The sequence below is a fragment of the Prosthecobacter sp. GW821-HT29F12 genome, assembly GCF_058803405.1.
This window is the reverse complement of record NZ_CM179517.1, coordinates 3138568-3151328: the sequence shown is the minus strand read 5'-3', so window position 1 is coordinate 3151328 and position 12761 is coordinate 3138568. Positions and strand designations below refer to the sequence as shown.

The following is a 12761-nucleotide window of genomic DNA, read 5'->3' as shown; positions in this document are numbered from 1 at the left end:
TGCGCTAAAGCCGGATTACCGGCTCGGGCTTCGCGGTCTCGACCTTTAGTTCATGCTGCTCCGCCAGCCACTTCACATACCACCGAAGGATGGCATTGATGATATAGCTGCGGCTGCGCTGCTGCTCGCGCGCCAGCCCGTCAATGAATCCGAGCACATCGCTCTCGAACTTCACGCCCGCAGATTTTCGAATGATTTTTTCCATGCCCTCATCTTACCATGAACGTGACACGACCGGTCACATAGCCCTGTGGATAACCTGCGGTGCCTCGAAACTTGGGTCGCCCGTAGTTTTGCACCTTTCTGGTTTCGTCGTATCGTTTCGAGCGAGGCTGCGGATGAGCGGGCAAGATCCCCAGGACAAGGAGGCGGGAGAAACCCTCGATACCGATACAAGGACCGAAGAAGCGCCCGGTCTTTTCATCGTCCTGCCAATAGTGGGCGACGAGGTCAGCAACTAGGCTGCGTGTGATTTGCTTTTCATTCTCGGCGGAAGCAACCGAGTTTCACAGCAGTAGCGCGAGGGTGTTATCCCGGTGCGTCCTTGGTGGACGTAAACGTGTCACGCCTGCGTGCACCGCTACTCCTTACTTGCTATTTCCAGTTCTTCCGTTAGAGACTTGTCTGTCATGTGTTCCAGCTCAAAGAAACGTTCCGTCGCCGTATTCGCCCTTGTGGCGATGATGGTGGTGCAGTTGTCGGGCGGCATTGTCAATTACTACTGCGATTGCACAGGCACGGCAGTCATCACTTTTGATGAGCATTGCCATGGTGAACATGGAGAAGAAGGGCCTCTGGATCATGCGCCTTCAGGACATCAGCATCATGACGAAGACGACCATGATGCCCCAGCGGATTCTGACAGCCATCATCACCACGAGCTGGTGAAAACGCCAACGGATGCGGTAAAGCCGACGGTGGCTGCAGCTCCGACGATTTGCGTTGCTCCTGTTCTTTGGATCGAAATCCCAGATGTGTTCGCGGTTCCCACGAAAAGGACCTGTTTGGTCATTCGGCCACCGCGTGATTATTGCGATCCACCACCGTTGCCGCTGATAGTGGCACGTTCGGTTGTCTTCCTGATTTAAGAAGGTCTGGCTGGCGGGAACCCCGTTCAGCCCTTGCGTGATGTTCCACGGAGCTTTGTGCCCGGATCACACGCTTGTCACTGTGGCGGCAGTTCATTCCGCCAATTCCCGGCATGTCGTTCGTGCCTGGACCGCTTCTGCACTCATGCACCTCCACCTTCTTTCATCATGCACCCCCGTGTACTTCCATTATTTTTACTGATCGCTTCTTATGCCCACGCTGCTGACCCTGGCGGCACCTTGTCACTGTCAGATGCGCTTGCGCTGTCTCTCCAGAAAAACCCGGAACTCAAGTCCTTTGACTGGGACATTCGCTCCGCTGAGGCCCGCCGGATCCAAGCAGGCCTGAAACCAAATCCTATACTCAGCTTTGGCGGACAAAATTTGCCTGGCAGCGGCCCCTACCAGCATGGGACGATCATGGAGCATACACTGGAGCTGAGCCAACTTGTGGAGCTTGGCGGCAAGCGTCAGGCCCGGGTCAATGAAGCGGATGCCGGACGCACCGTAGCGGAGTGGGCTTATCAGGTGCGCCGTGTTGAGGTGCTCAAGAATACGACGCAGGCTTTCATCCAGGTGCTGGCGTCGCAGCGGCAGGTGCAACTGGCCGCAGAAACCGCTGAACTTGCGGAGAAGGTCACGCCAATGACCCAGAAACGTGTGGAAGCGGGCAAGGCGAACGCTGTAGAGGTCATGCGTAGCAATGTTGCCGTGGCTTCAGCAAAGATCGAGCTGGAGCAGGCTAAGCGCATGCTTGTAACGGCCAGAATCAATCTGGCGGCTGAATGGGGATCACAGACGGCCGATTTTGATTCGGTGAAAGGCAGTCTGGAGTCCATCAAGGAAGTTCCAAAATTTTCTGAGTTGATCGCACGCATTCAGAGCAATCCTGAGATTGCGCGCTGGTCTGCTGAGCGCCAAAGACGGCAGGCATCGCTGGCAAAGCAACAATCGCTCGCGAAAGCGGACATCACCCTTTCCGCAGGACCGCGTGTGCTGGGCAAGGCGGAAGACATCTCATTCGTGGTCGGTTTCTCCATGCCGTTGCCTTTCCGCAACCGCAATCAGGGAGCCATTGCCGCCGCCGAGGCGGAAGTGGCAAAAACCGAGAGCGAACGCAAGGCCTCCGAGATGAACGTCTTTACGCAGCTCAATGCCGCTTATCAAATTCTCCTCCGTGCCACGAAAGAAGTGGAGCTGCTAAACAAGGACGTGCTGCCAGTCGCACAGCAGGCAGAGGAGGCCATCCGGCAGGGCTATGAAGCCGGGAGGTTCACCCAGCTCGAAATTCTCGACGCACGCCGCACCCTCATTCAGGCACGCAACCAGAACCTGCGCGCCCTGGCAGACTATCATCAGGCAGTCGCCGAGATCGAAGCACTCACCGCCGCACCCATCACGCTGTCTCGTGCGGACGTGCCCACACCTGCCAAAAGTCGCAATTAAGAATCTTTTCAAACTCATCTCTTCATGAATTACAAAGCCATTATCAACGCCGCCATCATCGCCATGCTGCTTGTCAGCGGCGCATATGTAGCCAAGCGCATCTTGAGCATCGAGGTCAGCACCCACAGTGAAGCCGGCGGACATGGTGGAGCCACCGCCCCAGACGATGCCAGCAAACGACGCGGCCCCCATGGAGGTCGTTACTTCGGCGATCCAGACTTTGAGTGCGAAGTGCAGATTTACGAGCCGGAGGGCATCACGCCGGAGTTTCATGTCTATTTCTTCAAGGACGGCCAGCCCTATGATCCCAAAGACGCTAAGATCGTCATCAAGCTGGAGCGCATCAACCGCACCGATACCATCCAGTTCAAAAGGGAGGCCGATTACTTCGTGGGCGATGGTCCCGTTGTGGAGCCGCATTCCTTCCACGCCTTTGTCAATGTGGCGCATGCCGGGAAAAGCTATGAATGGAAGTTCGACTCCATCGAAGGCCGTGCGGAAATGCCCGAAGAGATCCTTGCCAGAGCAGGCGTCGAAATGCTCAAGGCAGGCCCGGCCAAAATCAGGCAACGCGTGAGCCTACGCGGGCGTGTGCGACTCAATGAGCAGACGCGCGTCAGCATCATCCCGCGCTATGACGGCATCGTGAAAGCGGTGAAAAAGGAGCTGGGTGACATGGTGCAAAAAGGCGAAGTGCTGGCCCTCGTGGAGGGCAATGAAAGCCTCCAGACTTATGAAGTGCATGCCGAAATTGCCGGCACCGTCATTGAAAAGAATGTGAGACTTGGCGAGTTCGCGAACAATCAGCGCACGCTGTTCGTGGTCGCTGATCTCAGCAGTGTGTGGGTGGACTTCATCGTCCATCGCAATGATTTTCCACTGCTCAAGACCGGACAGGCAGTGACTCTTCATGCCGACGAAGGAATCGAGAGCGTGCAGGCCACGCTTAGCTATCTCTCACCTTTCAGCGCTGAGGGATCACAGACCATGATGGCACGTGCCGTGGTGCCCAACCCAAAGGGTGAGCTGCGTCCAGGTTTGTTTGTCTCCGGCGATGTCGTCTATGCGGAAGCGGATGTGCCCGTAGCCGTCAAGGCCAGCGCCCTGCAGACTTTCCGTGACTGGGATGTCGTCTTTGTCCGTGTCGGCACTCTCTTTGAAGCCATGCCCTTCAAGATAGGTCGCCGCGATGCGGAGTGGGTCGAGGTTGTTGAAGGCATTCCCTCAGGCACCTCCTACGCCGCCGAGAACAGCTTCATCATCAAAGCTGACGTGATGAAATCCGGTGCCACACACGACCATTGACCCCTGACCGCCATGATTGATTCCATCATCCAGTTTTCCATCCGGCAGCGCTGGGTCATCCTGCTGCTCGTGCTCTGCACCGCTATTCTCGGTGCCTATAATTACACCCGGCTGCCTATTGATGCCGTGCCGGACATCACCAATGTCCAGGTGCAGATCAACACCGGTGCTCCGGGCTACTCGCCACTCGAAGTCGAGCAGCGCGTTACCTTTGCCGTCGAGAACGCCATGGGTGGCCTGCCACACTTGGACTACACACGCTCTGTGTCACGCTACGGCCTGTCCCAAGTCACCGTCATTTTCAAGGATGGCACCGACATTTACTTCGGACGCCAGCTCATCGCCGAGCGGTTGCAGGAAGTGAAAAGCAAGCTGCCATCTGGCCTGGAGCCCCGCATGGGACCAATCGCCACCGGCCTCGGTGAAATTTTCATGTTCACTGTCACAGCCGATCCCGGTACCCGCAACGAAGCAGGTGAACCCTACACTCCCACCGACCTGCGCACTATTCAGGACTGGATCATCAAGCCCCAGCTTCGCAACACCCCCGGTGTGATCGAAGTCAACTCCATCGGCGGTTACGCGAAGCAGTTTCACGTCACACCCTATCCCGACAAGCTCGCCGCCTTTGATGTGACTATGCGTCAGCTCATGGAAGCGCTGGACCTAAACAATGCCAATGTCGGCGCTGGCTACATTGAGAAAAATGGCGAGCAGCTGCTCATCCGCGCCCCAGGCCAGGCCAACAGCATCGAAGACCTTCGCAGCATCATTGTTGCGCAGCGCGATGGCACTCCCATCCTGGTCAAGGACGTGGCAGACGTCATCCATGGCCGCGAGTTGAGAACCGGGGCTGCCACCGTAAACGGGGAGGAAGTCGTGCTGGCCACCGTCTTCATGCTCGTTGGTGAAAACAGCCGCACCGTTTCCCGCCGCATCGCCGCCAAACTGGAGGAGATCAATCGCACCCTCCCTGAAGGCATCCACGCCAATGCTGTATATGACCGCACCACGCTTGTGGACTCCACTATCGATACTGTGAAGAAGAACCTCTTTGAAGGGGCCACTCTCGTCATTGTCATCCTGTTCCTTCTGCTGGGCAATTTCCGTGCAGCACTGATCACCGCATGTGTCATCCCTCTTTCGATGCTGCTCACCATTTCAGGCATGGTCGGCGCGAAGATCAGCGGCAATTTGATGAGCCTAGGCGCACTCGATTTCGGCATCATCGTTGATGGGGCGGTCATCATCGTGGAAAACTGCATCCGCCGTCTCGCGGAGGAGCAGCATCAGCATGGTCGCTTGCTCACGCGGGACGAGCGTTTCAAAATCGTCTTTGCCGCCACTCGTGAGGTGAGGAAAGCCAGCATCTTTGGCGAGCTTATCATCATGGTCGTCTATCTGCCCATTCTCACCCTCACCGGCATCGAGGGAAAGATGTTCTTTCCCATGGCCTTCACTGTGCTCGCCGCTCTGAGTGCCGCGATGCTGCTGTCCGTGACGTTTGTGCCTGCCGCAGTGGCCATCTTTCTCGGTGGCCGCATCAGTGAAAAGGAAAACATCCTCATCCGTGTCTCAAAGGCTATCTATGAACCGATGCTGCGAGCCGCGCTCGCCGCGCGCAGTGCCGTCGTAGCCGGAGCCGCCGTGCTTGTTCTGCTCTGCCTGCTCCTTGCTTCACGAATGGGCAGCGAATTCATTCCACGGCTGGATGAGGGTGACTTCGCCCTCCACGCCCTGCGCATTCCGGGAACCAGCCTCACCCAGGCCGTGAATATGCAGCGCACTCTTGAGGCAAAGCTCAAGCTGATTCCCGAAGTGAAGGAAATTTTCACCAAGATCGGCACCGCAGAGATCGCCACCGACCCGATGCCCCCCAGCGTCGCCGACTGTTTCATCATGATTAAACCACGCAGTGAATGGGCTGATCCTCACATGCCAAAGTCTGACCTCGTCGAAAAAGTCCTCGCTGCTGCCAGATCCATCCCCGGCAACAACTACGAGTTGCTGCAGCCCATCGAAATGCGCTTCAATGAACTCATTGCCGGTGTGCGCAGCGACCTGGCTGTGAAGGTCTTTGGCGACCAGATGGAGGTCATGGAGGAAACTGCAGGGCAGATCGAAAAGGTGCTGAAAGGGGTGCCAGGGGCCGTGGATGTGAAGCTGGAACAGACCACGGGTCTTCCCGTGCTCACCATCGTCATCAACCGCCCAGTTCTCGCTCGTTATGGTCTCAACATCGCGGACGTGCAGGAGGTCATTGAGATCGCTATCGGCGGTAAACAAGCCGGGCAGATATTCGAGGGTGACCGGCGATTCGCCATTCTCGTACGCCTTCCTGAAAAGCTCCGCACTGATCTGGATGCGCTCAAGCGCCTCCCCATTCCATTGCCGCAAAAGGCCGACAATGGTGCCAGGCTCGCCCGCATCAACTACCTGCCCGAGTCCAGCCTTGCCAAAGCAGACACCATTCCGCTCGGTGAGCTGGCCGACTTCACGCTAGCTCCCGGCCCAAACCAAATCAGCCGTGAGAACGCCAAGCGCCGTGTCGTCGTCACCGCCAACGTGCGTGGCCGTGACATCGCCAGTTTCGTCGGCGAAGCACAGAAACGCATCGCTCAAGAAGTCACCGTGCAGCCCGGTTACTGGGTCAGTTGGGGCGGTCAGTTTGAAAATCTCATCTCCGCCAGCCAGCGCTTGAAGATCGTCGTCCCGGTCGCGTTGCTGCTCATTCTTATTCTGCTGTTCAGCGCCTTCGGTTCCGTCAAAGACGCGCTGCTCATCTTTACCGGGGTGCCTATGGCGCTTACCGGCGGCATCATCGCTCTGTGGCTCCGGGACATTCCACTGTCCATTTCTGCAGGCGTCGGTTTCATCGCCCTCTCAGGTGTGGCCGTGCTCAATGGCGTCGTCATGATCAGTTTCATCAAAAAGCTCATAGCCGATGGCATGGGGCTGGATGAGGCCATTCTCGGCGGTTCTCATACCCGTCTGCGTCCTGTTTTGATGACCGCTCTCGTCGCCTCGCTTGGTTTCGTACCCATGGCGCTCGCCACGGGTCCGGGTGCCGAAGTCCAGCGTCCGCTGGCCACCGTCGTCATCGGCGGCATCCTCAGCTCCACGCTGCTCACTTTGCTCGTGCTGCCAGCGCTCTACCGCATGTTCCACCGAGTCACACCACGCGGTGAAGTCTTAGCCCAACGAATTCTGCCATCCAACATCCCACTATGAATCCGCCACCTCCCACAAGCACTTCCATACGCGCCCTCCTCACACCGGCGCGCTGGAGGGAGATAGGGCGCATCATCATCGTGGGTTTCCTCACGCTGCTTTACTGGCGTGGCCTCCTGCCGCAGTCGGTGCTGTATGGGGCGATCGTGTTAGGTTTGTATCCGCTGGTGAAAACCGGGCTGCGTGACCTCATCCATGAGCGAAAAATTGGAACGGAAATCTTTGTCACGGTTGCCACGATTATCGCCATGGTCGGTGGGGAATACGTCGCAGGCGCGGTACTGATGACCATTATCTTGATCGCCGAATTCATCGCCGAGCTGAACACTGACCGCGCCCGCGCATCGATTAAGGCATTGGTCGGCTCCGTGCCACAAACCGCGCTGATTCGCGCCAACGGCCAGGAGCGCTCTGTCCCCATCAACGTGCTGAAAATTGGTGACACTGTGCTCGTGCGTGCTGGCGAAAAGATTCCTGTCGATGGCACGGTGGTGGGAGGACAAGGTGCGGTGAATGAAGCGCCGATTACTGGTGAAAGCCTGCCGCAGGAGAAGGGATTGGATGGCTCAGTGCTGGCTGGTACGATCCTAGAATCGGGTGCTTTGGACATTCGTACCGACAAGCTCGGCAAGGAAACCATGTTTGCTCGGATCATTGCGCTGGTGGAGGGAGCAGAAGAACTCCAGGCACCTGTGCAAAAGCTCGCGGACAAAGTTGCTGCATGGTTGATCCCCGCCGTCTTTGTCTTCTTACTGGGGGTCTATCTCGTCACGCACGACCTCCGCAAGATCGTCACCTTGCTAATATTCACTTCGCCGGCCGAACTTGGGCTGGCAACGCCACTGGTCATGATCGCTGCCATCGCCCGCGCAGCTCGCACTGGAATTCTGGTCAAGGGTGGCATCTATCTCGAACTGCTCGCCAAGGCGGACGTGATGGTATTCGACAAGACTGGCACGCTCACCGTTGGCCAGCCAAGCGTCGCGGGAATTTATCCGATTGACCCGGCTTTCGACGAGGCCGCGTTGCTCACACTCGCCGCCGCCGCAGACCGGCGCTCGGGGCATCCGCTGGCGAAAGCCGTGGTGGCGCGCGCTCAGGAAATGAAGCTGATTGTGCCGGAGCCGGAGGAGTTCGAGATGATCCGGGGTCGCGGGGTGAAGGCGATGATCGAGGGCAAAAATATTCTCTCTGGAAACGCGGCGCTTCTTACCGAGCATGGCGTCAACGCGCCTGCGCCTGCCTATGAACCGAAGGGGACTACCATCTACATTGCGGTCAATGGCAAAGCGGTAGGGACTCTTGACCTCGCCGACCAAATTCGCGTCGGCGCAAAGGAAGCCGTCGCGCGCTTGAAGGCCACTGGCGTGAAGAAGGTCATCATGCTCACAGGCGACAACGCAAAGATCTCCCAACGAGTTGGAACAGAACTTGGACTCGATGATGTAAAGGCAGGCCTGCTGCCCGAGGACAAGGTGAACGCAATCACCTCGTTGCAGCAGGCCGGGCATTTCGTGGCAATGATTGGTGATGGCGTCAACGATGCCCCGGCGCTGGCCCGCGCGAATGTTGGCATCGCTATGGGCGCGCGTGGCACGCAGGCCGCACTTGAAGCTGCGGACGTGGCTTTAATGACCGACGACCTTTCAAAGATCGTATTCGCCCGCGCCCTTGCCCGGCGTGCGTATCGCACAATCCAGGAGAATTTATACGTGGGTGTCGGCGTGGTGCATGTGCTCGGCATCACGGCAGCGCTCCTCGGTTGGATCGGTCCCGTTCAAGCAGCGATGATTCACCTTGGTCCCGACATCCTAGTGTTTCTAAACTCAGTCAAACTACTGCGTGTCAGGATCGAAACGTAAAAGCCTTTCTACCACGTAACTCAACCTCCCAATTCCATGACAGATATCACACAACTCATTCAAGGCGGTAGCGCCCACGTCTGGCTATATATCCCCGTCGCTATTCTGCTTGGTGCATTGCATGGCCTGGAGCCAGGACATTCCAAAACGATGATGGCAGCCTTCATCATCGCCATTCGCGGCACTGTCTGGCAAGCGGTGCTGCTGGGGCTTTCTGCTGCCATTTCACATTCACTTCTCATCTGGGTGCTCGCTGCGCTGGCGTTGTATTATGGTGGTCAATGGAATGCCGAAAGCACCGAACCTTACTTCCACATTGCATCGGCTTTGATGATCTTCGGACTCGCGGTTTGGATGTACCTGCGCACGCGACGCGAGGTCGCCGAAGCGCATGATCATCGAGACGGTCAAAATCATGGCCACTCCCATGCGGAACCTGTCAAAGCCGAAACTCACGAACCTGATCATTGGCAGGCTCACTCTCACTCGCACGCCCCCGTGCCAAGCCTGTTTGCGGGCGAAACGATAACCGCCGGTGGTCTCATCCTGCCCGCCGGCATGAGCCCGTCCGCAGCTGTGCCTGCAAGCAACAGCAAACAAGGCCCGCACAGAGGCATGCTGCTCGACACCGGTCATGGTTGGCTGGAGGTCTGTATATTTGAAACCGGCGTGCCACCGCGCTTTCGCATCTATCCTTGCAAAGCCTCCGGCGAAACTGTGCCCCTTCCCAAAGGCACACTGCTCAGTATTGAAACCGCACGACTCGATGGCCGCACCCAAAAGTTCGCCTTTGAATCCAAAGACACTTTCTGGGAAGCCACCAGCGAGCTCCCCGAGCCGCATGAATTCCTTGCCACCGTCAGCCTAGGTCATAACGACCATGCCCATACCTACCGGCTGCGTTTCACCGAAGATCATCACGGCCACAGCCATGCCCCAATCGCCGTTGAGGAGCCCGCAGATGATGGCATCGAATATCAGGACGCCCATGAGCGCGCGCATGCCCAGGACATCGCCAAACGCTTCGCCAACCGTACGATAACCACACCACAAATCGTCCTGTTCGGCATCACCGGCGGTCTTATGCCATGTCCCGCCGCATTCACGATTCTGCTTGTGTGCCTACAGGTTAAAAAAGTGGTCCTGGGGTTCTCCCTCGTTGCCGCCTTCAGCTTCGGCCTTGCGCTCACCATGGTGATTGTCGGAGCCGTAGCCGCCTGGAGCGTCAACCATGCGCAGAAGCGTTTCAAAGGCTTCGGCGAATGGATGCGACGAGCGCCTTACATTTCCTGTGTGCTGCTTGTTCTCCTCGCAGCCTTCATGGCGTGGCAGGGCTGGCAAGGATTGCACGGGCATGGCGGTCACGCGCATTAGGTCCATAACAGGCATGAGGCAGACTTTGAAATCGAGACGGCCGAAGTCCAATTTGCGGGATGTCATCAGGTGTCGGATTCATGCGCGTGACTTTGGAGCTGCCCCTGTGGGCTGCAACTTGAACACCTCATCATTCGCGCCTTATTTCCCCACGGCGCGTTTCAGTGCATGCTGTGCTTTGTTGAAGTCGGTCACGGCCATGACACGGCTCTGGCGGGCGCGGGTCAGTTCTTCGCGTGCGAGCAGGTATTCCAGCACCACGCCCACCTGGCTGGCCTGGCGTTCCTTGGCCAGCTTGGTCATCTCTTCGGCGGCATTGACGGCTTCGTCGTTGATCTTGATCTGGTCATTGGCGGACTGCGCACGGGTCGCGGCTTCGACGACTTCGCGACCGACGGCGGCCTTGACCTGGCTGGTTTGCAGCGAGGCGCTTTCTTCACGGGCATCCGCCAGCTTTTGACGCTGACGATCAAACAGGCCGCCGGGGCCGATCTTCCAGCCGAGGCCGAGGTAGTAGTCCTGCTGGCTGCCGAAGTTGCCCCAGCGGTTGCCGACGTTGGGGCCACCGCCGAGTCCGCCTGCGGTGTAACCGGCCTGCACGCTTGGGATCAAGGGAGCGACACGGGCGCGATCTTTTTCGGCGTCCATCGAATTGTGAATGGCCTGTGCGGCATGAATCTCGGGCCGGTTTTGCTGTGCGAGCGAGATCATCGTGGCGACGCCCCTACCGGACATCATTTTGACGGGAACGAGATCCGACTTCGCCGGACGGAGCATGGCATCGGGAGTGAGGCGGAGAATTTCAGCGAGTCGCGCGACGGCAAGATCGCGCTGCTCCTCGCCCTGGCGAATGCCAAGCTTGGCACGGCTGATCTGCGATTTGACGCGCAGCAGGTCGGCACGGAAGGCGGTGCCAGCGGTGACGGCACCTTCGAGCTGCTTGCCATAATCTTCGGTCAGATGCAGGTCGTCTTCGATGATGGTGAGCATGGCCTCGGCGGCGAGGAGATCGTAGTAGCGTTCCACGGACTGAGTCACGATGTCGATGCGTGCCTTTTCAGCGAGGTGCTCGGCGGCGAGTGCGCGCTGCTTCGCGGCGAGCGCAGCATAATAAATGTCGCCGGGAGACCAGTCGATCATGACGCCGGTGCCGACGTTGTACTGCTGCTTGTTCACGTTGAAAACGTTGCCTGCAATGTCCTGCAAGCGGCCTTCATGGCCGCGATACCCTGCGCCAAGACTCAAGGTTGGCCAGAAGCGCTGCCACGCCTGCTTGGACTCTGCTATCGCCTCGTCATGCTTGGCGCGGGCGAGCTGGATCTCGTCGTTGTTGGCACCGGCGAGACGCATGACGGTGCGCAGATCGACGAAGGCGGGATCCGCGTGAAGAATGGAGGCAGTGAAGAGGAGTAGGCCCAAATGACGAATGATTGGAGTCATGGCGTGGGAGAGATAAATTTCGGGTTTCGTCATTTCACGGTGACCGGCTGTTTGTCTGTGAGCAGTGTGGTGCCGGGCAGGAGGATCACGTCCTCTGCTTTGAGATCAGGAATCTCGACATTCGTGCCGTCATTGAAGACGGGCTTCACGGCGGTCTTCATGGCTTTGCCATCCACGTGCTTGAAGACAAAGGCGTGGGTCTTTTCCATCACCAGTCCGGCGACGGGGATGAGGGTAGCTTTGTCGTGCTTTTCGACGGCGATCTTAGCTATCGCATACATGCCCGGGCGAAGCTTGAGCTCGGCATTTTTCAAATCTGCTTCGGCGAGCATTGTGCGGGTGGCAGGATCAAGTGCGTAGGCGATGCGTGAGATGCTGGCTTCGACGGGCGCGGGACCGCTGGCATCGATCTGGGCTTTCACGGGTTTGCCAACGGCGACGAGCGCGGATTCCATCTCGGTGACGGGGATTTGCAGGCGCAGCGTGCTGGCATCGACGATCTCGACGACCTTGCCGGTGTGGGCGTTTACCAATGCTCCGACATCGACGTGACGCGCGGTGATGATGCCGTCGAACGGGGCTTTGATTTCCGCGAAGGCGAGCATGGTGTTGACGCGCTCCATGCCTGCTTTGGCGATGGCCAGCCGGGCCTCCGCATCCTCAACCGACTGCGGCAGCACGATGTCGGGTGATTTTGCGCGGGCTTCGTGCATGCGCTTCGCCTCAAGGACGGCGGCGGCGACTTCGGCTTTGCTCTTGGCGAGGTCGGCCAGGAGTTCAGGCACTTCGAGTTTGGCGATCACCTGACCGGCTTTGACGGCATCGCCTTTATCAACGCTGATGGTGGCGATGTAGCCGGTGACCTTCGCATAAAGCACCGCCTGCTGAAATGGCGCGAGCGTGGCAGGCAATGCGACCCAACGGTGGATGGTGCCGGTGGTCGGCTTGGCGGCGGGGAGGTCCAGTGCCGAAGCGAGGGTGGTGAGGAGGAGGAAGATCAGCAGGCGCATGGGAG

9 protein-coding genes are annotated in these 12761 nt (G+C 58.2%); 6 read left to right on the top strand and 3 right to left on the bottom strand.

From position 1 onward, the window contains the following. Positions 1–4: 4 nt before the first annotated feature. A complete protein-coding gene (locus tag AC3RLQ_RS13060) occupies positions 5–205 on the bottom strand; it encodes a hypothetical protein (RefSeq protein ID WP_493037716.1) in 201 nt (66 codons plus the stop codon). Positions 206–572: 367 nt separating this feature from the next. Here AC3RLQ_RS13060 and AC3RLQ_RS13055 point away from each other — a divergent pair, with 367 nt between their 5' ends. The 6 genes from AC3RLQ_RS13055 (at position 573) to AC3RLQ_RS13030 (ending at position 10306) form a co-directional block, all read left to right on the top strand. Next, complete coding sequence (locus tag AC3RLQ_RS13055) at positions 573–1088, top strand: hypothetical protein (RefSeq protein ID WP_493037714.1); 516 nt, start codon at positions 573–575, stop codon at positions 1086–1088. Between the two features lie 240 nt (positions 1089–1328). After that, positions 1329–2534: a TolC family protein gene (locus AC3RLQ_RS13050; RefSeq protein WP_493037712.1), complete on the top strand. Its 1206-nt coding sequence runs from the start codon at positions 1329–1331 to the stop codon at positions 2532–2534. Positions 2535–2558: 24 nt separating this feature from the next. Continuing rightward, positions 2559–3839: an efflux RND transporter periplasmic adaptor subunit gene (locus AC3RLQ_RS13045; protein ID WP_493037711.1), complete on the top strand. Its 1281-nt coding sequence runs from the start codon at positions 2559–2561 to the stop codon at positions 3837–3839. A 12-nt stretch (positions 3840–3851) separates the two neighbouring features. Then, a complete protein-coding gene (locus tag AC3RLQ_RS13040; protein WP_493037710.1) occupies positions 3852–7070 on the top strand; it encodes an efflux RND transporter permease subunit in 3219 nt (1072 codons plus the stop codon). Beyond that, the gene (locus AC3RLQ_RS13035; protein WP_493037708.1) at positions 7067–8932 is read left to right on the top strand and encodes a heavy metal translocating P-type ATPase; all 1866 of its coding nucleotides are present in this window, start codon (positions 7067–7069) and stop codon (positions 8930–8932) included. Before AC3RLQ_RS13040 ends, AC3RLQ_RS13035 begins: the two co-directional genes overlap by 4 nt. Before the next feature lie 36 nt (positions 8933–8968). Then, positions 8969–10306: a HoxN/HupN/NixA family nickel/cobalt transporter gene (locus tag AC3RLQ_RS13030; protein WP_493037706.1), complete on the top strand. Its 1338-nt coding sequence runs from the start codon at positions 8969–8971 to the stop codon at positions 10304–10306. Positions 10307–10447: 141 nt separating this feature from the next. Here the strand turns inward: AC3RLQ_RS13030 and AC3RLQ_RS13025 are convergent, their stop codons facing one another. Then, the gene (locus AC3RLQ_RS13025; RefSeq protein WP_493037704.1) at positions 10448–11746 is read right to left on the bottom strand and encodes a TolC family protein; all 1299 of its coding nucleotides are present in this window, start codon (positions 11744–11746) and stop codon (positions 10448–10450) included. A 29-nt stretch (positions 11747–11775) separates the two neighbouring features. After that, complete coding sequence (locus AC3RLQ_RS13020) at positions 11776–12756, bottom strand: efflux RND transporter periplasmic adaptor subunit (RefSeq protein ID WP_493037702.1); 981 nt, start codon at positions 12754–12756, stop codon at positions 11776–11778. Positions 12757–12761: the final 5 nt, after the last annotated feature.